15 protein-coding genes are annotated in these 21,847 nt (G+C 65.3%); 8 read left to right on the top strand and 7 right to left on the bottom strand.

All coding sequences use genetic code 11. From position 1 onward, the window contains the following. Positions 1–99 precede the first annotated feature (99 nt). Genes bamB through ndk form a run of 6 tightly spaced genes read right to left on the bottom strand, consistent with a single transcriptional unit; the run spans position 100 to position 5,309 of the window. Entirely contained in the window at positions 100–1,260 is a 1,161-nt protein-coding gene (bamB, locus tag H4O13_05465) for an outer membrane protein assembly factor BamB (GenBank protein MBE5314835.1), read from the bottom strand. Positions 1,261–1,262: 2 nt separating this feature from the next. Continuing rightward, positions 1,263–1,910: a tetratricopeptide repeat protein gene (locus tag H4O13_05460; protein MBE5314834.1), complete on the bottom strand. Its 648-nt coding sequence runs from the start codon at positions 1,908–1,910 to the stop codon at positions 1,263–1,265. 56 nt (positions 1,911–1,966) lie between these two features. After that, complete coding sequence (locus H4O13_05455; GenBank protein MBE5314833.1) at positions 1,967–2,890, bottom strand: helix-turn-helix domain-containing protein; 924 nt, start codon at positions 2,888–2,890, stop codon at positions 1,967–1,969. 8 nt (positions 2,891–2,898) lie between these two features. Continuing rightward, positions 2,899–3,666 (bottom strand): type IV pilus biogenesis/stability protein PilW, encoded by a 768-nt coding sequence (gene pilW / locus H4O13_05450; protein ID MBE5314832.1) that lies wholly within the window; start codon positions 3,664–3,666, stop codon positions 2,899–2,901. Next, positions 3,653–4,855, bottom strand: a complete 1,203-nt coding sequence (gene rlmN, locus H4O13_05445; protein MBE5314831.1) for a 23S rRNA (adenine(2503)-C(2))-methyltransferase RlmN — start codon at positions 4,853–4,855, stop codon at positions 3,653–3,655. Before rlmN ends, pilW begins: the two co-directional genes overlap by 14 nt. 28 nt (positions 4,856–4,883) lie before the next feature. Continuing rightward, positions 4,884–5,309, bottom strand: coding sequence for a nucleoside-diphosphate kinase (ndk, locus tag H4O13_05440; GenBank protein MBE5314830.1), 426 nt, complete (start codon positions 5,307–5,309; stop codon positions 4,884–4,886). Between the two features lie 291 nt (positions 5,310–5,600). Here ndk and H4O13_05435 point away from each other — a divergent pair, with 291 nt between their 5' ends. From H4O13_05435 to H4O13_05400, 8 genes are all read left to right on the top strand, one after another. Further along, positions 5,601–6,230, top strand: a complete 630-nt coding sequence (locus H4O13_05435; GenBank protein ID MBE5314829.1) for a TetR family transcriptional regulator — start codon at positions 5,601–5,603, stop codon at positions 6,228–6,230. Positions 6,231–6,264: 34 nt separating this feature from the next. After that, on the top strand, positions 6,265–8,625 hold the full coding sequence (locus H4O13_05430; protein MBE5314828.1) for a 3-hydroxyacyl-CoA dehydrogenase/enoyl-CoA hydratase family protein: 2,361 nt from the start codon (positions 6,265–6,267) through the stop codon (positions 8,623–8,625). Between the two features lie 304 nt (positions 8,626–8,929). Then, positions 8,930–10,129 carry an acetyl-CoA C-acyltransferase gene (locus H4O13_05425; GenBank protein MBE5314827.1) on the top strand — a complete coding sequence of 400 codons (1,200 nt, stop codon included), beginning with the start codon at positions 8,930–8,932 and terminating at the stop codon, positions 10,127–10,129. A 562-nt stretch (positions 10,130–10,691) separates the two neighbouring features. After that, positions 10,692–12,923, top strand: a complete 2,232-nt coding sequence (gene tssI / locus H4O13_05420; protein MBE5314826.1) for a type VI secretion system tip protein VgrG — start codon at positions 10,692–10,694, stop codon at positions 12,921–12,923. A gap of 10 nt (positions 12,924–12,933) precedes the next feature. Beyond that, positions 12,934–13,983: a DUF2169 domain-containing protein gene (locus H4O13_05415; protein MBE5314825.1), complete on the top strand. Its 1,050-nt coding sequence runs from the start codon at positions 12,934–12,936 to the stop codon at positions 13,981–13,983. Continuing rightward, positions 13,976–15,211 carry a hypothetical protein gene (locus tag H4O13_05410; protein MBE5314824.1) on the top strand — a complete coding sequence of 412 codons (1,236 nt, stop codon included), beginning with the start codon at positions 13,976–13,978 and terminating at the stop codon, positions 15,209–15,211. The genes H4O13_05415 and H4O13_05410 overlap by 8 nt, the downstream gene beginning before the upstream one ends. Continuing rightward, a complete protein-coding gene (locus tag H4O13_05405; GenBank protein ID MBE5314823.1) occupies positions 15,196–19,896 on the top strand; it encodes an RHS domain-containing protein in 4,701 nt (1,566 codons plus the stop codon). Before H4O13_05410 ends, H4O13_05405 begins: the two co-directional genes overlap by 16 nt. After that, positions 19,893–20,420, top strand: a complete 528-nt coding sequence (locus tag H4O13_05400; GenBank protein ID MBE5314822.1) for a hypothetical protein — start codon at positions 19,893–19,895, stop codon at positions 20,418–20,420. The genes H4O13_05405 and H4O13_05400 overlap by 4 nt, the downstream gene beginning before the upstream one ends. Before the next feature lie 565 nt (positions 20,421–20,985). Here the strand turns inward: H4O13_05400 and H4O13_05395 are convergent. After that, a complete protein-coding gene (locus H4O13_05395; protein MBE5314821.1) occupies positions 20,986–21,756 on the bottom strand; it encodes a hypothetical protein in 771 nt (256 codons plus the stop codon). Positions 21,757–21,847: the final 91 nt, after the last annotated feature.

Below are 21,847 nucleotides of genomic sequence, written 5' to 3'. Positions count from 1 at the left end.
CCGCGCTTTGGATAGCGGCTGCAAGTGTGCCGCAACTCCGGAAAACGCAAAACGCGCCGTGTTGCCACGGCGCGTTCCGCTCGTACCTGCAGCCGCCGGTCAGCGGACGCGGAAGGCCGCGATCTCACCGTCCGTGCTGGTCACGATCAGCAGGTCGTCAACGACAATGGGACTGCCGCGCAGTGCCTTCTTGCCGAAGCGCGCACGGGCAACGAAACGTCCATCGTCCATGCTCATCCAGTGAACATAGCCCTCGACATCCCCTACGGCCGCATACCCGGCGTGATACGCGGGGGTGCTCAGCCAGCGGTGAGCCAATGCGTCCTGCTTCCAGATCGCAGACCCGGTGCGCTGGTCAAGCGACCACAGGTTGCCGCGATCATCGGCCGCCAGCACCGCGTCGCCCGCGAGCACGACGCCGCCATAGACCGACATCTCACGATTCCACAGAGGGCGGGCATTGACCGCCTCGAAAGCGACCACCTGGCCGCGGTAGCTGCCGGCAAAAAGCAGGCCCTCGCGGAAAGCAATCTCGCCGTCTACGTCGCTCATGCGATCCAGATCGGTGCGACCCTCGCCGATGGAGACCGGTTGCTCCCACACGGGCGAGCCGTTCTCCAAGCGCAGCGCCACCAGGCTGCCATCGTCATAACCGACGAAGAGGGCGGTGTCGACGATCAACGGCGGGCTGTTGCCGCGCAGCGTCAGGCTTGGCAGAGCGCGGTCGAACACCCAGCGACGGGTGCCATCGGTGATCGAAAACGCGAACAGCCGGCCGTCGTTGGCGCGAACCACCGCCAGACCACGGCCAATCGTCGGCTGGGCAATCACTTCGGACGTGACCGGCGCACGCCAGCGCTCAGCGCCAGTGTCCGGGTTCAGGGCCAGCACCACGCCGTCCAAGGTGGTCATCAGCAGGGTGCCTTCGCCGAAGCCGGGCGCTCCTGCAAAGCGAAGGTCTTCAAACTCCAGCGACCAGACTTCTTGGCCAGTCTTCACGTCGATCGCGGTGACTTCGCCCTCCACGGTACCGAAGTACAGCTTGCCGTCGCCGAGCACGGGACGCTGGCGCAGACCCATGCGCCCTTCGCCTTCACCGAGCGAGCGCGACCATACGCGCTCCACTTCAACGGTCGCGTCGAAATCGACGAGTTCAGCCGGCGGCTGGATGTTCTCGCGCTTGCTGACGCGGGAGCCACTGCAGGCCACCAGACCCAGCACCAGCAGCGAAAGGCAGAGCGCGCGCCCAGCGCCACGCATACTCAAGACTCCTGTGGCGCGCTGGCGCCCAGGTCAGCGAGCTTCAGCTCGACCAGCCCGCGGCTGGGCTGGTTGGCATCGAGGTGCGTCAGTGCGTCCTGGTAGGCGCTGATGGCGTCTTCGTTCTTGCCCTGGGCCTTGAGAATGTCCCCGCGCAGCTCTGCGGCAAGGCCCGGGAAATCCGACTTCGCGGTATCGGCCAGCGTGAGCGCTTCATCCAACTGGCCTTGGGCCACCCGCACGCGGGCGAGGCGCAAGGTCGCAATCTGCGCGATCAGCGGCTCCTTTGCGGCAGCGCGCGCCTTGTCGAGTGCGGCAGAGGCTGCGTCCAGATCGCCCGCTTCAAGCTTGGTCTGGGCCACTTGCAGCTCAGCCAGCGCGATGTAGGGCGAATCCTTGAAGGTGCTGCTGATACCGCCGGCGACTTCGGCAATGGTCTCGGCCTGATCTGCCTCGACGGCTTTGCGCAGCGACTCGAACTGGTTGGCTGCGTCGTACTGGGCCTGCACCTGGGAGTTCTGGTACCACTCCCAGCCGAAGAAGGCGAAGAGGCCAACGGCAACGCCGCCGATCAGCGCATTGCCATTGTCCCTGAGCCAGCGGCGAACGCGTTCGCCGCGCTCGTGTTCGTCCATTTGTTCAATCGACATTCTGTTTTCCGTTGAGAGTCAACGTGCAGCGGGAAAGCGTGGGGTGATCGCCAGGATCAACCTGCCGGGATCGCGGGCGCCAGCGTGCCATCGGCGGCGAGTCTAAAGCGCGCGACGTTGGCGCGTCGAAACGGCGAAACATCGATTGCCTCCCCGTTCAGACGCAGTTCGACGCCACCTGCGTTCCCCAGGGAGACACGCAAACCGGCATTCAGGGGAAAAGAGCGCTCGGCACCCGCGCGAAGCAGAGCGGACTCAAGCACCTCGCCGTCGGCCGTGCTGACCTCGACCCAACTGTCCGCGCTGAGATTGAGCACCAGCGTCTCGGCAGAAACGGGCGTGTCCGAGGCCGGCGGCACCGTCGGCGCTTCAAGGACAGCAGCGGGCAGAGCGGCATTGGCAAGCTCCGCCCCCGGGGGTTTGGCCGGGAACATCGGTGCCAGTGATGCCATCACCGGAAGCTCGTGCGCGCTCGAAGCCCCTGCCGCTGCCGCCGCCGAATCCGTTTCCGGAGCGTCAACCGGCACGTCGAGCGATGTCAGCGTCGCCTGCTGCGAGGGCAGCTGGTTCGAGGTTGCCATCCAGATGAAGGGAACCACGATGGCCGCTGTGAGAAACACGTGCCCAAGGCGGCTGGTATAGCGCCCCAGCAAGGTGCCGTAGCGCGGCTTGACGTGAGTGACCAGGTTGGGAGCGGTCGTGCGGGCCACCGGCAGCAAGTCCAGAACGACCGTCGGCAGCCCCACCGCTTTCACATACGCGCTCAGGTAGCCGCGTGCGAACACGCCAGCGCCCAGCGAATCGAGACGATCTGCCTCAATGGCCTCGATGATCTGCACGCGTAGCTTGAGCTGCGCGGCAAGCTCGGTAACGTCAAGCCCCATGGCCTCGCGTCGCTTGCGAAGCCGGGCGCCAAGGGACGTCGCCCCGGTCTCGGCACCGATTACCGCGCGTTCGGGCGCCCCGGCGCCCTCATGCATGTGTCCGCTCATTGGATCGAAGGCTCCCCCTGGAGCATCGGTGCGGTTTCGTGGTCGGGATACTCCGAACGCAGGCGTTCACGGTACCGTTCGACGGCCTCCGTGTTGCCCAGTCCGGATTCGATGGCAACGCCCAACTCAAGGGCATCCGGCCCAGGAGTGGTCGCGGCCTCATGACGCTGAAGGAATGCGCGCGCACGCAGCAGATCGCCCGTCTTGACCTGCAGCCGAGCCAAGTCCAGAAGGACGTCCGGGTTGCTGGGCTCGATCTCAAGCGCGCTGCGCAGGTAGCGGTCTGCGGCGGGCAGATCGCCCGCCTTCAGCCGGCAGACGCCCGCATTGGTGAACACCAGCGCCGGCGTAGGATAGAAGGGGTCATCGATGGCTTTGGCGAAACGCGCATCGGCCTCGTCGAAGCGCCCCAAGCGGCAGAGGAACTGGCCGTAGTTGTTGTTGACCGAGCCGTCTTCGGGCTTCAGCTCAACCGCGCGCCGGTAGTGCGTCTCGGCGCGCTCCGGCCTGCGAATCTCTTCGTACAGCACGGCGATCACCGTGTGCGCATCGGTTGAACGCGGGTCCAGCTCAAGCGCCTTGGTCAGCCGCTCGAGAGCGATCTGCAGCTGACCGCGCTGCATGTAGGCGCGCCCCATCTGCACTTGGTTGCCCGCGGCGATAGCGTTGGGTGAATCCTCCGCCTTGCGCGCACCACCGCCAGCCGCGCAACCCGCGAGTGCGAGCACGCACGCTGCGATCAATGAAGCTTCAAGCCGCGGCATCACCCACTCCAGCTGTTTCGAGCTTGCGTCGGAACTCTGCCTGGCGGCGGGTTCGATCAGCGACCTGGCCCTTGAGCTGGCCGCAAGCCGCATCGATGTCGTCGCCGCGCGTACGACGCACCATCGTCAGCACCTGGTGGTCGAGGAGGATTTTCTGGAACGCCCGGATGTCTTCTTCGGTGCTCCGCTCGAAGCGGGTGCCTTGGAAGGGGTTGAAGGGGATCAGGTTGACCTTGGCCGCGTCCGCGTACTGCACGACGTTGGCGAAGCGACGCATCAGGCGCGCCAGCTCACGTGCATGTTCGGGGCGGTCATTGACGCCACGCATCAGCGTGTATTCGAACGTGATGGACTCACGCTTCTTGCGCAAGGCGTAGCGCACACAGGCGTCCATCAACTCGGCAATCGGATATTTCTTGTTGAGCGGCACCAGCTCGGTGCGCAGCGCATCGTTGGGCGCGTGCAGCGAAACGGCCAGCGACACATCGGACTCTTCGGCCAGCCGGTCGATCATCGGCACGAGGCCTGCGGTGGACAGCGTGACCCGCTTGTTGGCAAGGCCGAAGCCCAGGTCGTCGCGCATGATCGACATCGCTCGCACAACGTTGTCGAAATTCAGCAGCGGCTCGCCCATGCCCATCATCACGACATTGGTGAGCTTGCGATTCTGATGGGCCTTGTTGCCGAGGTGCTTCGAGGCCGTCCACACCTGGCCGACGATTTCAGCCGTGGACAGGTTGCGGTTGAAGCCTTGCGTTGCCGTGCTGCAGAACTGGCAGTTGAGGCCGCAGCCGACCTGGCTGGACACACAGAGCGTGCCGCGCCCCTTGTCGGGAATAAAAACGGTCTCGATGGAGTTGGCGCTGTCCATGCCGAGCAGCCACTTGTGCGTGCCGTCGGTGGACGCCTTGTCGAACACCACGCCCGGTGGGCGGATATCGCAGTGCTGCTCCAGCTTGGCCCGCAGCGCCTTGCCGACGTCCGTCATCTGGGCGATGTCGGTCACGTGCAGGTGGTACATCCACTTCATGATCTGGTGGGCGCGGAAGCGCTTCTCGCCGAGAACCTCGACGAAGAAGCGCTCCATTCCTGCGCGGTCCAGATCAAACAGGTTTACGCGCTCCACCGGCGACACGGGCGCCGTGACGGCGGGCGTCGCGGTTTCCAGTCGTACGGGGATCTCGCTCATGGCCTGATCTCGCTGGGTTTCGGTCGAATCAGCGCGGGCACAGTTCGGTGGCGGCGAAGAAGTAGGCGATCTCGATCGCCGCATTCTCCAGACTGTCAGAACCGTGCACGGCATTTGCATCGATGCTCTGCGCAAAGTCAGCGCGAATGGTGCCCGGTGCCGCATCCTTCGGGTTGGTGGCGCCCATCAGCTCGCGGTTCTTGGCAACCGCACCTTCGCCTTCCAGCACTTGAATCATCACCGGGCCGGAGATCATGAACTCGACCAGTGCGTTGAAGAAGGGACGCTCGCGATGGACCGCGTAGAAGCCTTCGGCCTCCTTGCGCGACAGGTGCTTCATCTTGGCTGCGACGACCTTGAGCCCAGCCTTCTCGAAGCGGGCATAGATCTCGCCGATCACGTTCTTGGCGACCGCGTCGGGCTTGATGATGGAGATGGTGCGCTCGAGCGCCATGGTGAAACTCCCTGAGGGTTGATGTATCGGCGACATCCGCTGGCCCAGCGGCCGCGCGAGGCTCGCGCGAGGCGGGATTTCCGCCTGAAAACGCGGGCTTAGGACGAAATGGTCAAGTAGTGTAGCCGAAGGCTTGGACAATCGCACATTTTGCAAGGGGAATCGGCACGGAGCGTCAAAAACGTGACGCCATCGACGCACAGCCGCTCCTTGTCGCAGCGCAAGTTGACCTCGCTAGCACGCCCGCCTAGTCTCTCAAACGTTTGTTTTAATCAAGTGCTGGAGCCGTAGGTGAGCTTGAGCCAGTTCTCCACCAAGGAACGCCTGCTGAGCGCGGCCGAGCAGCTGTTTGCCGAACACGGCTTCGCTGCCACCTCGCTGCGACAGCTCACCGCCTGCGCCGACGTCAATATCGCTGCGGTCAACTATCACTTCGGCAGCAAAGAGAACCTGATCACCGAGGTGTTCCGCCGTCGCTTCGACGAGCTGAGCGCGCGACGGCTCAAGCTCCTGCACGAAGCCATTGCGCGCGACCCGCAGGACCTCGAAGCCATTCTCGCCGCCTTCATCGTGCCGGCGATGCAGATCGGCATGGAGGGCGAAGGCGCTGCCTTCGTGCGCGTGGTCGCACGCGCCTACGCCGAGAAGAACGAGCGCCTGCGTCAGTTTCTCTCCGACCACTACGGCCACGTGCTGCGCGAGTTCGCGCGCGCCATCCAGCACTGTCTGCCCGCCCTGCCGAAGCAGGACCTGTACTGGCGCCTCGACTACATCGCCGGCGCACTCACCTACGCCATGGCCGACTTCGGCCTGATCCGTCGCCAGCCGGGCGTCAGCGAGCAGGAACACTGCGCGCTGGCGGCCGACAACCTGCTGCGTTTCGCCGTCGCCGGATTGCGGGCTCCGCCCGCGCTCGGCTGATTCCTTCACCACCCCCGCCCCACGAGGTTCTTCCATGTCGCAACCCCTCCGCATCCGCAAGGTGGCCGTGCTCGGCGCCGGCGTCATGGGCGCGCAGATCGCCGCCCACCTCGTCAACGCCCAGGTCGAAACCCTGCTGTTCGACCTGCCCTCGAAGGAGGGTGACCCCAGCGCCATCGCTAACAAGGCCATCGCCAACCTCGGCAAGCTCTCCCCGGCTCCGCTGGCGCTGCCGCAGCTGGCCGGCGCGCTGGTACCCGCCAATTACGATCAGCACCTGCCGCTGCTGGCCGACTGCGATCTGATCATCGAGGCGATCGCCGAACGTATCGACTGGAAGAAGGACCTCTACGCCAAGGTCGCCCCGCACGTGGCCGCGCACGCGATCTTCGCCACCAACACCTCGGGCCTGTCGGTGAACGCGCTGTCGGAAGTGCTGCCCGAGCAGCTGCGCCACCGCTTCTGCGGCGTGCATTTCTTCAATCCGCCGCGCTACATGCATCTGGCCGAACTGATCCCGAGCGCGCATACCGACCAGTCCGTGCTGGATGGCCTCGAAGGCTTCCTGACCACGACGCTGGGCAAGGGCGTGGTGTTCGCCAAAGACACCCCGAATTTCATCGCCAACCGCGTCGGCACCATGGCGATGATTTCCACCTTCTATCACACCGCGCGCCTGGGCCTCGGTCTGGATGTGGTCGACACGCTGACCGGACCCGGCATCGGTCGTCCGAAAAGCGGCACCTACCGGCTGGCGGACGTGGTCGGTCTGGACACCCTGGGCCACGTGGTCCGAACCTTGACCGAAAGCCTCAAGGACGACCCCTGGCACGCGCATTACGTCGTGCCGGCACCGCTGGCCAAGCTGGTCGAAGCCGGCGCGCTCGGCCAGAAGTCCGGCGCGGGCTTCTACCGCAAGCAGGGCAAGGACATTCTTGTGCTCGACATCGCCAAAGGCGACTACCGCCCGAGCGGCGAGAAGCCATCCGATGCCGTGCAGGCCATCCTCGCCATCAAGAACCCGGGCGAGAAGCTGGGGGCGCTGCGCGCCAGCGACGATCCGCAGGCGCAGTTCGTGTGGTCGATCCTGTGTGATCTGTTCCACTACAGCGCCTACCACCTGGCCGACATTTCCAACAGCGCCCGCGAGGTCGATTTCGCAATGCGCTGGGGCTACGGCTGGAAGCAGGGTCCGTTCGAAACCTGGCAGGCCGCCGGCTGGAAGCAGGTCGCCGAGTGGATCCGCGAGGACATCGCCGCCGGCAAGACCATGAGCAATGCGCCGCTGCCGGCCTGGGTCTTCGACGGCCGCGACGGCGTGCACGGCAACGAGGGTTCCTACTCGGCCTCCGCCAACAGCATCAGCCCGCGCTCCAAGCATCCGGTCTACGCGCGCCAGGCGTTCCCGGACCCGCTGCTCGGCGAGACCGCCAAGCCGGGCAAGACGATCCTCGAGAACGGCGCCGTGCGCCTGTGGGACGGCGGCGACGACATCGCCGTGCTCAGCTTCCTGACCAAGGGCAACACGGTGAGCGACGCCGTGCTGGCCGGGGTGCAGGAAGCCATTGCCCGAGCCGAGCGCGAGCACAAGGGCCTGGTGATCTGGCAGTACAGCGAGCCCTTCTCCTACGGCGCTGATCTCAAGGGCATGGCCGGTTTCGTTCAGGCCGGCAACATCAACGCGCTGGAGTCGATGATCGCTAACTTCCAGGCGACCAGCATGCGCATCAAGTACGCGCTGGTGCCGGTGGTGGCTGCTGTACGCGGCATGGCGCTGGGCGGCGGCTGCGAGTTCCAGATGCATACCGCACGCACCGTGGCAGCGCTTGAGAGCTATATCGGTCTGGTCGAGGCCGGCGTCGGCCTGCTGCCCGCGGGCGGCGGTCTCAAGGAACTGGCGGTTCGCGCCGGCCAGGCCGGTGGCGACGTCTTCGACAACCTGAAGAAGGCCTTCGAGATCACCGCCATGGGCAAGACCTCAACCTCGGCGCTGGAAGCCAAGGCCATGGGCCTGCTGCGCCAGGACGACATCGTCGTGTTCAACGCCTTCGAGTTGCTGCACGTGGCCAAGGCCCAGGTGACCGCGCTGTCCGAGAGCGGCTACCGCCCTGCCCTGCCCGCCAAGGTGCCGGTGGCCGGCGACATCGGCGTCGCCACCTTCAAGGCGAACCTGGTCAACATGCTGTCCGGCCGCTTCATCAGCGAGCACGATCTCGAAGTCTCGACCCGTATCGCGACCGTGCTGTGCGGCGGCGAAGTCGACCGCGGCAGCGTGGTCGACGAGAACTGGCTGCTCAAGCTGGAGCGCGAGCACTTCTTCGCGCTGGCGCAGATGGAAAAAACCCAGGCCCGCATCGGCCACACCCTCACCACCGGAAAGCCGCTGAGGAATTGATTGGAGCCGGGATTTAAGAGCCGGGATTGGGGATTAGGGATTGGGGATTCGCTAGAGCAACGGCCGGCAAGCATCGAGCTTGCGGCAACCGGGCTCAGAGCATCCCCGCCCTGCATGACCCCGATCCCCAAGACCTCGGGATAAGGAAGCCCTCGAACGGCCGCTCCTAGAGCCCCTCTCCCCTGGTGGGAGAGGGGTTGGGGAGAGGGGGAACAGCCCGCCTCAGTCCCCAAGCCTCCCGCCCTCAATCCCGAATCCCCAATCCCCGCCTTCCACCGCGACCCATTACCCAAGGATCCAGACCATGTCAAACCGCCAGATCCAGGACGCCTACATCGTCGCCGCCACCCGCACGCCGGTCGGCAAGGCCCCGAAGGGCGTCTTCCGCAACACCCGTCCCGATGACCTGCTCGCCCACGCGCTTCGCCACCTCGTGGCCCAGACCCCCTCGATCGACCGCAACCAGATCGACGACGTCGTCGTCGGCTGCGCCATGCCCGAGGCCGAGCAGGGCATGAACGTGGGCCGCATCGCCGCCCTGCTGGCCGGGCTCCCGGTCGGCGTCTCCGCCCAGACCATCAACCGCTTCTGCTCCTCCGGCCTGCAGGCTGTGGCCCTAGCCGCCGACCGCATCCGCCTGGGCGAGGCCGATCTGATGATCGGCGCTGGCACCGAAACCATGAGCATGGTGCCGATGATGGGCCACAAGGTCGCCATGAACCCGGCGATCTTCAAGGACGAGAACATCGCCATCGCCTACGGCATGGGCATCACCGCCGAGAACGTCGCCAGCCAGTGGCAGGTCAGCCGCGACGAGCAGGACGCCTTCGCCTACGCCTCGCACCAGAAAGCGATGGCGGCGATCGCGGCCGGCGAGTTCAAGGCCGAGATCAGCCCCTACGAAGTCACCTCGCGCCTGCCCGACCTGGCCGGCAACACCGTGCGCCTGAAGAAGCTGCTGGTCGAGAACGATGAGGGTCCGCGTGCGGACACCACGGTGGAAGTGCTCGGCAAGCTGCGTCCGGTGTTCCGCGCCGGCGGCTCGGTGACCGCCGGCAACAGCTCGCAGATGTCAGACGGCGCCGGCGCGGTGATGCTGGCGTCCGAAAAGGCCATCAAGCAGTACGGTCTGACCCCGCTGGCGCGCTTCGTCGGCTTCGCCGTCGCCGGCGTGAAGCCTGACGTGATGGGCATCGGCCCCAAGGAAGCGATTCCGAAGGTGCTGCGCCAGGCTGGCCTCACCGCCGATCAGCTGGACTGGATCGAGCTCAACGAGGCATTCGCCGCGCAGGCCCTGGCAGTCATCAAGGACCTCGGCCTGAACCCCGACAAGATCAACCCGCTGGGCGGCGCCATCGCGCTTGGTCATCCGCTGGGAGCCACCGGCGCGATCCGCACGGCCACCCTGGTGCACGGCCTCAAGCGCCGCCAGCAGAAGTACGGCATGGTCACGATGTGCATCGGCACCGGCATGGGTGCTGCGGGCATCTTCGAAGCCGTCTGAACCGAACACGGCTGGTCGGGCGATTCCCGGCCAGCCGTCTGCGCACCCCTTGTCCCCACCGGAGAAGGGGATGCGCAGCGTCGGTTGAGGCGCCGTGCGGACCGATCGCCCACGAGTTCAAGCGAAACGGCACGACATTCATCCCTTCCAAAGCCCAAGGCCACGAATGCCCTGCCCTTCTCCCCACGGGAGAGGGCGACGCGCAGCGCAGGATGAGCGTCTGTTCGGAGCGCTCTCTCCAACACTCAGGGATGTGCTGCACGACGCCCGGTCGTCAAGGGAATCCGAAGCCAGTCAGCTGCTTGGCCTCAGCCTCCTCCCGCGAAAGCAGGGCCCGGCGAGAGCCGTCGACGCAAGCCATTGCTTCCGCCAAGCCGCCCACCGCCGGCTGAGTCCCCGCCCCCAAGAGAACCCCAGGCCTGTCACCCTTGTGCAGGCCCAACGCGCTGCCCAATCCTCGGGCCAGCCCATTCGGAGCCTGGGATAAGAAAACTCCTATTGTCAAAAACTGTCTCAGGTGCTGTAGTTCTCAGCCTGTCCGCGTGCACTCCTGAGCAGTTCCATGAACCGCCTATTCAACCTGACCAGCCCCTTCGGCGACGCCCTGCGCTTCGAGCGCCTCACCGGTCGCGAGGCCGTCTCCGAGCTGTTCGAGTTCGAGCTGACAGCCTCGTCTGAAGAGCGCGGCTTGGCCCCCACCGCAGCCCTCGGCCAGCCCTTCACCGTCGAGTTCGAAGTCGAAGGCGGCGGCAAGCGCTTCCTGAACGCGCAGTGCGTGGCCTTCCGCTCGGTCGGCCGCTCGGGTCGCAAGCACCTGTATCGGGCGACTCTACGCCCGGGCCTCTGGTACGCCACCCGCCGCACCGACTACCGCATCTTCCAGAAGCTGTCCGTCGTCGACATCGTCAAGGACGTGCTCGGCGCGTATCCGTTTGCCGTCAAGTGGCTCACCGCCGGCAGCTACTCGCCCTGGAACTACTGCGTCCAGTACCGCGAGACCGACGCCAACTTCGTCATGCGCCTGCTCGAACAGGAGGGCCTGTGGTTCTGGTTCGAGCACGCCGCCGGTGAGCACACGCTGGTCATCACCGACCACATCGGTCTGGCCTCGCCGTTTCCGAACTACGAGAGCATCGAGTTCTATCCGCACGACGTCAGCGTGCCGGACAAGGATCACCTGAGCTTCTGGGCCGATGCCGGTCAGGTGACATCCGGCAAGTATGTTGCGCGCGACTACAACTTCATCATGCCGGCGAGCGATCTCACCACCGACGATCTGCTGCCGGGTTCGCACCCGCACGCGAACTACGAGATCTTCGATTTCCCGGGTGAGTACGAGAACTTCGGCGAGGGCCTGCCGTTTGCGAAGGTGCGCATGGAAGAACTCCACGCCGGCCACCTGCGCGCGGCCTGCGAGGGCCGCGCGCGCGGTGTCGCGCCAGGGCGCCTGTTCTCGCTCAGCAAGCACGCCGTCGGCCGCTACAACCGCGAGTACCTCGTGCTGGCCTGCGACTACCAGTTCGCCGACAACGACTACGACGGCTCAAGCGGAGCCAGCGCGGTCGAAGTGCATATCAGCGCCGAGGTGCATCCCACCGACCAGCCCTATCGCCCCGCGCGGCGCACGCCCAAGCCGCTGACCAGCGGGCCCGACAGCGCGGTGGTGACGGGCCCGGCCGGGCAGGAGATCCACACCGACGAATACGGCCGGGTCAAGGTGCAGTTCCACTGGGACCGCTACGGAAAGAAGGACGAGACCTCGTCCTGCTGGATTCGCGTGAGTCACCCGTGGGCCGGCTCCGGCTTCGGCGGCGTGCACATCCCGCGCATCGGGCAAGAGGTGATCGTCGATTACTTGAACGGCGATCCGGATCAGCCCTTGATCGTCGGCCGCGTCTACAACTCGATGCAGCCGCACCCCTGGGGCCTGCCGGCCGCGGCCACGCAGTCGGGCTTTCTCACCCGCTCGACGCTCGGCGGCAACCACGAGACCGCGAATGCGCTGCGCTTCGAGGACAAGCGCGGCGAGGAGCAGGTCTGGCTGCATGCCGAACGCAACCAGGACATCGAGGTCGAGAACGACGAGACCCACTGGGTCGGCCGCGACCGCAGCAAGACGATTGACCGCGACGAGACCAGCCACATCAAGCGCGACCGCACGGAGACGGTCGACAACAACGAGACGATTACCGTCCACAACGACCGCAAGGAACGGGTCGACCACAACGAGACGATCAGCATCGGCGACAACCGATCCGAAGACGTCGGCAAGAACGAGTCAGTCTCGATCGGCGACAACCAGACCCACCGCGTCGGCAAGAACCGCACGCGTACCGTGGGCGACAACGAGTCGGTGACGGTCGGCAAGAACCGCAGCAAGAAGGTCGGCAAGAACGAGAGCGACAAGATCGGCAAGAACTGGTCGATCAAGGTTGGCAAGATGAAGACCGAGACGATTGGCATGGCTTCGATGCAGAACGTCGGGCTGGCCAAGATGACCAATGTGGGCCTGGGCTACAGCCGCAATGTCGGCGCCATGCTGGCCAGCGTGGTCGGGCTCTCGCGCACCGACACCATCGGCAAGAACCACACCTCGACGGTCGGCGACACCCTGACCTTCAGCGTCGGCGGTGGCTCCGTGCTGGTGATGGACAAGGACACGGTGATGCTCGAGGTCGGCAAAGCGAAGCTGGTGCTGCAGTCCGACGGCACGATCACCTTGGAGGGCGTCAAGATCGGCATCAAGGGCGAGACCCTGGTCGATATCGACGGCAAGAAGATCGACCTGAACTGACGGCGCCGACATGACCGTCATCGTCAACCAGTCCCTGTACCCCGTGCAGGCGGTGGAACGCCGCTTCTGGCACGGCAATCGCTATCACGCGGTTTCCGCCAAGGTCACTCTCGCCTTTGACGAGAACGGTCGGCTCAGCGGCCTACTTCGTGCGCCCGGCTTCGCGCTCGACGAAGTCTGGCGCGATCGGCCGATGCGCTCCAGCCTCTTGAATCCGGGCGACCTGATCCCCTTCAAGCCGAACACCGACGTGCTCGTACTTGGCACGGCTCGCCCGCCGGGCGGCAGGCCCGTTGCACAGTGGGACGCAGGCCTCGTGATCGGAAAGCGCGAGAAGCGCCTTCGCCTGTTCGGCCCGCGTGCGTGGCGTCACAGCCTGCTGTCCGGCTGGACACTGAGCCCGCCGGTGCCTACGTCGGGCGTGGAGTTGCTGTACGAGAACGCCTACGGCGGCGTCAGCGACGAGAGCAAGGATCAATTCGCCGAAGGGGAGTTCTACGCCGACAATCCCTTTGGTTGCGGCTACATCGGACGCGCCCGAGCCGACACGAACCGCGAGTACCGCGCGGCTCAGATTGAAGCCTGGGATGGCGCCATCAGCCGCTTCGGCAAAGACGTCCCCGTCGGTGGTCTGGGGCCGGTGCCTGGCTTCTTTCCCTCGCGCGCCCGCTACATGGGCACCTATGACAAGGCGTGGGAAGACCAGCACAAGCCAAACATCCCGCTGGACATGGACCTGCGCTACTGGAACGCCGCGCCGCCCGACCAGCAGGCCGATGGCTACCTCCGCGAAGGCGATGAAGTCACACTGCTCGGTCTTGCCCAAGCGCCGCGGCTCACGCTCGCAATGCCGCCCTTTACCGCAATGACGGTGGCGCACTTCGAGGACGGCCACGCAGAAGCGGCGCAGCTGCGCCTCGACACCGTGCTGATCGATCTCGACCGGAACCAGGTGTCGCTGCGCTATCACCGGATCATCGCCTGGGACGAGCGCATCGATCGCATCGATGTCCACTGCGCGCCCCACCACACGCTGTCGGGCGAGGTGGCCCATGGGTGATCCGAAAAAAGCGGAAGCCATCCGCGGTCACTTCGCGACGGTCGTGTCGCCTAGTCTGGCGATGACACCCTTCGGTAGCCGTCAGGTCCCCAGCGTACCGGCGGTGAGTCTTGAGTTCGCGGTGATGCCAGCCCTGCGGACGAATGGCAACAGCGCGCCGCTGTTCCTGCTGCGCTCGAAGGCCATCGATCCGATCACCGGCAAGACCTTCGTGCCGGCCGAGAGCCTTCGCAACAATCCGGTCGAGGGCAGCTTTGCGACCGCGCATGGCCACATGGGCACGATCAGCGGCCCAGGCATGCCGCCAACGCCCGGCGCCATCAATGCGGGAGTGCTCGCCGGCCCCAACGCCGACTGCAGCGCCCAGTTTGCCGGCCTCATCAACGCGCTGGCCGAGCAGATGGCGCGCGAGTTCATGGCTGACCCGCTGGGCTTTCTGGTGCGGTTCAACCAGGCCTCGGACGCAGCGACTCGCGCACGCTTGGGCCAATACGCGGAACAAGCGGGAGGCTTCCTGTCACGGGCCTGGGACTGGACCAAGGGCGCAGCCAGCAGCAGCTGGAACTACGTGGCCAGCGGGGAAATCTTGAGCGATGCCTCTGCCGCCGGTAGCTGGGTGGTGGACAAAGCAGGAGCCGCCTGGAACTACACCACCAGCGGCGAGATCCTGACCGACATCAAGAACGGCGCCATCAGCGCGGCCGAGGGGGCGCAGGCGCTCTACGAATTTGTTCGCGACGTCAACCCGCAGGACGTCATCGACGCCTGCAAGGAATGGCTGATGGAGATGCTGGGCGAGCTCGCCTGCAGCCTGGTCGGGGTGCTGCGCGAGCTGCTGCTTGATCCCCGCCCCATGTCGGAGAAGCTGGGCGAGATGCACGGCACCGCCAAGGCCGAAGTCGCGGTCACAGCCGCCCAGGTAGGCGCCGCCCTGGCTGCGGACGTGCTGGTCACAAAGGGCGCCGCCTCGGCGGCATCGCGTCTCGGCACCGTGATCCGCCTTACCGGCGGCCGGATGGACAACCTCTCGGACAAGATCTTCGACCGAATAAACGCACGTAGAGCCGGCACGCAGCGGCCCAGTCCAGACGCGCCGGCTGCGACACCCCAGACCCCTCCTGTCCGCCAGACTCCGCCCGCCGCCTCCCGCACACAGCGTCCGCATGACAAGGACGCTGTAGAAGAGGACGCCAATGGCCGAGCCAACACTGCATGCCCCATATGCTGAACGGCCACGTCAACCGCGCTGCGGGCAGCCTCGTGCTGTCCAGCGACGCCGAGCTCGACTTCGTCATTGACGCGCCGCTGCCGCTTGCCTGGCAGCGCAGCTACACCTCGAACAATCCAGATTCCGGCTGGCTGGGTCGGGGCTGGACCCTGCCACTGTCGTTCCGTGTCGAGATCGAGCCCGGCGCCTACGTCTTCATCGACGCCTTCGGCCGGCGCACGCGGTTCCCGCAGCTCGCCATCGGCGACGCCTTCTTCTCGCCCTACGAGCACACCACCCTCTCGCGCCCGCAGCGCAATCTGCTGGAGCTGCTGAGCCCCGACGGCCTGCGTCTCATTTTTGCGCTGGGCCCTGCCGACATCGCCAAGCTCAGCGAGCGCGACGCCGCCGAGGCGCGCGAAGCCGAGGCCTTCCAAGCCGCCGTCGCGCGCCTTGCGCAGCAGCAGGGCATCGACCCCGCGGCCTTGTCCGACGCCGGCGCCGACCAGCGCCCGCCGCAGGCCGACACCCTGGTGCTGATCGGCTTGATCGACCCCAACGGCCACTGGCTGCGCCTGCACTACACGCCCGACGGTCTGCCCCAGGTCATCGAGACCAGCGACGGCCAACACGTGGGCCTGAACTTCCGCCACGACATCGCCGGCCAGCAGACCCGTCTGGTCGAGGTGCTGGAGCTGATCGGCGCGCCCGATGCCGCAGGGCGCTTTGCTTCATCCACGCGCCTGGTCGAATACCGCTACAGCACCGAGGGCGATCTCAGCGAGGTCGTCGATGATCAGGGCCAGGTGGTGCGCAGCTTCCGCTACGCCGCCGGCCAGATGGTCGAGCAGGGCGAGCCCGGCGGCGTGTCGGTGCAGTACGACTGGGACCAGCTCTCGCCCAAGGGCCGCGTGCTCTGCGCCCGCAGCTCGCTCGGCGAAGTGCAGCGCTTTGCCTACGACGCGCTGACCCGCGAGACGCGGGTCAGCGACGCCGAGGGCCGCGTCAGCCTCCACCGCTACGACGAGCAACAGCACCTCATCGCGCTGACCGCGCCCGACGGCACGCAGACGCAGTACCAGCGCGACATCCACGGCAATCTGCTCAGCGTCACCGACCCGCTGGGTCGGGTGACGCGCCACAGCTACGACGGCCGCGGCAACCTGATCCGCGTCGAGCAGCCTGACGGCGCCGACTGGAACCTGCGCTACCACCCGCAGCACCGCAAGCCGGTGCAGATCACCGATCCGCTGGGCCAGCGCACCCTCTTCGAGTTCGATGCCCGCGGCAATCTGATCCAGTCGCAGACGGCCGATGGCGCGATCACCCGCTACACGCTCGATGCCCTGGGCCGGCCGGTGCATGTGCTGGATGCCCGAGGCGGCGAGTCGATCCTGCAGTACGACGCCGCCGGCCGCCTGATCGCGCACCGCGACTGCGTGGGCTCGACCACGCGCTTCGAGTACGACCGCCGCGGCAACCTGCTGCGCGTCACCGATGCCCTCGGCGGCATCACCCACTACCAGTACCAGCGCCTCAATCGCCGCGACCGCGTGGTGGCGATGACGCATCCCGATGGCGCGGTCGAGCGCTTTGCCTACAACCCGCTGGGCCGCCTGATCGCCCACCACGATCCGCAGGGCCACGCGACCCGCTACCTGCTCGACCCGGCCGGCCGCCCGCTTGCGCGCGAGAACGCGCTCGGCCATCGCCTGGCCTACCAGTACGACCGCCACGGGCGCCTTTCCACGCTCACCAACGAGAACGGTGCGCTGTACCGCTTCGGCTGGGACGCCGCCGACCGGCTGATCAGTGAGCAGGGCTTCGATGCGCGACGCATCGACTACCGTTACAACGCCGCGGGTGAGCTGATCGAATCCGCCGACGGCGTGCCCTATGGCGCCGAGTGGATGGCCCCGCGCGCGCCCGGCGTGCTGCGCAGCCACTACCAGCGCGATGCGATGGGCCGGCTGATGGAGAAGGTCGCGGTGCGCGCGGCAGAGCCCACCGGCACGCACGCGAGCTCGCGGGCGGGCGCAGGTGCTGCGGCGGCTGCCGGCGCATCAGCCATCACCACCTCGACCGCGCCCGCCGTTCGCAGCACCCGCGCCCGCTACGCCTACAGCCGCACCGGCCTGCTGGTGCAGGCGCGCAACGCCCAGGCCCGCGTCGAGCTGGCCTACACGCCCACCGGCCGACTCGCGCACGAGACCACCCACACCCGCGACGGCCGCGAGTTCCGCATCAGCCACCGCTACGACGGCCTCGGCAATCGCGTCGAGACCGTGCTGCCCGACGGCCGCGTGCTCAAGCCCGAGCTGTACGGCTCGGGCCACGTGTCCAAGCTCAAGCTCGACGGCGAGGTCATCACCGAGTTCGAGCGCGATGCCCTGCACCGCGAGACCGTGCGCACGCAGGGTGCGCTGCGCAGCTTCTTCGAGCGCGACGCAGCCGGCCGGCTGATCCGCCAGTTCGTGCGCCCGACCGACGCGAATGCGCCGACGCCTGAACCCAAGATCGCCCGCCACTACCACTACGACCGCAGCGGCCAGCTGCTGGGCATCGACGACCAGCGCACCGGCCGCAGCCTCTACCGCTACGACGCCACCGGCCGACTGCTGGCCGCGCAAGGCCCGCTGGGCGTGGAGCGCTTCGCGTTCGACCCCGCCAGCAACCTCCTCGATCCGAACCAGCCGCAGGATCAAGCCTCCGGCAGCAAGAAGACCTGGACCGAAGCCGAGTGGGCCGAGTATGTCCGCGAGAACATTCACGACCGGAACTTCAACCCGCTGCTGACGCCCGAGCAGCGCGCGTCCGACCCCAGCCAGTGGGGCGAGGCCAAACCCAACCGCCTCACCGTCTACGGCGAACACCGCTACCGGTATGACACCTGGGGCAACACCGTCGAGAAGCGCAGCGGCGGCCATCAGCGCATGCGCCTGCACTGGGACGCCGAGCATCAGCTGCGGGTGATCTGCGTCGAGCGCGGTGAGGGCATCAATCGTGCGGCGAACGAGGCGACGCGGTCTGCGTCCGCGGGCCCACAGACCCCAGCAACTCGCGCGCGCAGCGTTGCAACCACCTCGAGCGCAGGCGCAGGGGGCACGAGTCTCACTGCACTGGAAGCGCGCCGCAGCGGAGCCGCCCCTCTCGCTCCCGCCAGCGACTCGACCACCCGCGAACACTGGGCCTACGACTACGACCCCTTCGGCCGCCGCATCGCCAAGTACCCGATCAGCGAAGCCGCAGCGAACGCGTGGATCGAACACGGCGACGAAACCGCACTCGCCAAAGCGCTCAAAGCCCCGCGCCCCCATAGGGTGGGTCTCGACCCACCGCGCTCAACCACCCGCCACACGCAGGGCGACACGCCGGATCGCCCCACCCCAACACCACCCTCAAGCCCCCATAGGGTGGGTCTTGACCCACCGCTCTCATCCACCCGCCACGCACAACACCGCGGGCCAAACCCCAACGTCCCCACCCTCTTCTGCTGGGACGGCAACCGCCTCCTCGCCGAACAGAAAGGCGACACCCACCAGCTTTACCTCTACGAGCCCGACAGTTTCGTGCCGCTGGCGATCGTGCGCTGGACGGTGGCGAACGCGGACACGGCTGACGCATCTGGCACCACCGCAGGCACGCGCGCGACCAAGGGCCCGAAGCCCAGCGCGAACGCGGCCACGCAAAGCACAGCCAACGCGAACGACACTGACCGCAGCCCACTGCTCCCACCCGAACTGCTCAGCCTCAAAGACCGCCACCCCGAACAATGGGCCAAGCTCGAAGCCCAACGCCGCAAGCTCGCCCGTCAGCTCGGCCAATCCCCCGAACCTGAGGCCCCCACCCCGCCCAAGCCCGAGGTCTACCACGTCCACGTCGACCACCTCGGCACCCCGCGCGAGATCACCGACACCGACGGCCACCTCGTCTGGACCGCCAACTACGCCGCCTGGGGCAAGGCGATCACCTCAAACCCACCCCGGCGTATCCTCACCCGCCAGGGCAACACCGTCGCGGAGGTCATCGAGGAGCAAGTCGAACCGCTGGAATGCAATCTGCGCTTCCAAGGGCAGTACGCGGATGCGGAATCGGGGCTGCATTACAACCGGTTTCGGTATTACGAGCCTGAGGTCGGCCGATTCCAAAGTCACGATCCTATCGGTCTCTCGGGTGGATGGAATCTATACATCTTCGCAAGCAACCCAGTTAACTGGGCCGACCCACTTGGCCTAACCTGCGTTCCAGGTCTCATCCGCTACAAACCACGGGACGAACTTACTGCACAGGCTGGCAGTCGTCAGGATGCCATCGATAGAGCATGGGCGCTCGAGAAAGAGTTGATTTCCTTAACCGGCTCAGGGACGAGAAACTGGAGTCCGTCCGAAATTCAAGCAATTCTGAACGCACCCGTTGGCCACAGACCAGGAGAGCTGTCGAGCGTAATGACAAATCTCGGATATACAGGACACCACATAAACAGCGTGAAAAACAATGGAAGCCTAGGATCAAAATGGCAAGGCGACCCCAGAAACATCGTCTTTCTGGAGAACCCAAACCACCCAAATAGCACAAATATGCCGAACGCCTACAACGAGCACTTCCACTCACCTCAAGGCCATCGGGGCAGCACCCGAAACGTTTCAAGGGGAAGGCTAATCGATAGACAAGCAATGATCGACACAGCACGAAGAGGCTGCCCATGAACAGTCATGAATACTCCGCAGACTTCACACTGATCGCAGCCTCAGTTGAACGGAGAGCGAAAGAAACTCAAACCAACTCGCAACACTCCGACCAACGAACGCACCTGCAGGATCTTTTAGAATCACTGCCAGAAACGGGCCTGGACTTTGACATTGGCGGAAACGTGTGCCACTTCCTTGGAAAAGGGGAGATCGACCGCTGGCAGACCTATTTTGATGATATCCCCGAGCTCGCGAACGCAGATGCGGTCGTATTCGTGGTGCAACAAGACTTCAACCCTATCGCAGTGCTACAGGCCGGAAACGGCAAGGTGCTGGGCGGACTCGCCGGAGGCCCCTTAGTGTCATTCGGAAGATCGCTGACCGAGTTCCTGAGGTGTTTACGAGTCTGCGCGGAGACGCGAGGGCGTTTAGGAATGGAGCGGGTTCGACAGGATGACGGGTCATCGCGCGGCATAGAACACGCCCTCCTCGATTTTCCTGAAGTCAACCATGAAGGCTGGATGGAATACTTTTATGGCTAGCTGTCGGGCCAATCCAACTGCCAATCGCAACACGCTGCAAGGGTAGCTCTAAATGTCAGTTGCCGGATCATCACGCCCCTGCTGCAACGTGTACAGCTAGTGCTTCGTGTCGCCCTGCCGCCCGCCGAGCCCAGAACGCGAACACAATTGCTGTGTCGACACTGCGGGCAACCGATGCGGATACGGCCTGCTGCCCCGCCATAGTCTTGCATCGAAAGCTTCCAAACGCCCACGCCTGCAGAGGCTCACGGCAGGGTGTAGACCGCCCGCCGATGCAGGCAGCGAAACCGCGTGATGACGCGCGTCTAGACCGCTCGCACCGAATGCGCGGGGCAAACTTCAGAATAGGCGAGTTGCCGCTGACAAACATCGCTGAACGCGCAGATATCGGGCGTGAGGACGGTGAATTCACCGCTTCCGCATCAGCACCGGCATTGCACCGGCAGGAGCCTGAAAGCTGTTTCTGTAAGAACTCCGAAAACCGCCACCGGGCTTGTTCAACCACCGGATTAGATCGCGGCTGCGCGCGATCCATCCTTTAACGTTAGGCTACTGCGCGAAACGCTCACCATTGCATCACTCCGCCATACCTATGAATCGGAACGCGAACTAGGTCTAGGCCGTACTTGTTTCGAACATAAGCCAGGACAGCGTCACTGTCGCCCCGGGCAATCTCGCAGTCAGCAATCAGGCACGCGCCAGCCGCTTCTTCCTCTCTCACATTTACCAAAGCTTTGGCTCCAATCGATGTGGCAATAGTGGATGCCACCAAACGATCGAGCCGTGGGGAATGCGGATTGAGGAGAAAAGAGAAGTTGACGTTGTGCTTGTCGACCTGTCGCGAGACAATCGCGCCGTCGAGCTCGGCTCGATATCGCCAGAAGTCGCTCTCACCGAAGAAGTGGCAAAGGTATACTCGCCCTCCTTCGCCCCGATCAAGCAGATACTCAGAACCAAGAAGGGAGTTCTGAACTTGAACTTGATCGGACTCCGAGTCGAAGCCTTCACAGTGCACCCAAATGAGCCGAAGGGTTGTCTCCAGCTCGCGTCGCAGCTGATGAGCGCCGACCCGAATCAAGGATTGAACAGCTCGGTCTCTCGTCAATCCGAATGGGGCAAGCTGCTGAAGAGCAGCTGGTTCGACCTCAGGAAGAGCATTCAGAACACGGTCACTGTCTCGCTGCTTGAGTTCAATCGCATACAGGTCGGGGCCTCCGGCCCCACGAAGATCGGGAGTTTTTGCATCGGCTTCTATTGGCACTCGAGCAACCCGAACACCAAACCTATGGAGCAGTTCGATTGCGCCAAGAGTGAATTCATCCTCGGACATAGCCATGGCGTACTCCGATTGGCAACTCGACTGAGTATGCCCCGCAGCCTCACGCTGTACAAGATCCAGGGCCAAATCTTGTACCGAAGAATCTTGT

The sequence above is a fragment of the Lysobacterales bacterium genome, assembly GCA_014946745.1.
GTDB lineage: Bacteria > Pseudomonadota > Gammaproteobacteria > Xanthomonadales > Xanthomonadaceae > Aquimonas.
The sequence above is the reverse complement of the archived record's forward strand: the minus strand, read 5'-3'. Positions and strand labels throughout refer to the sequence as shown.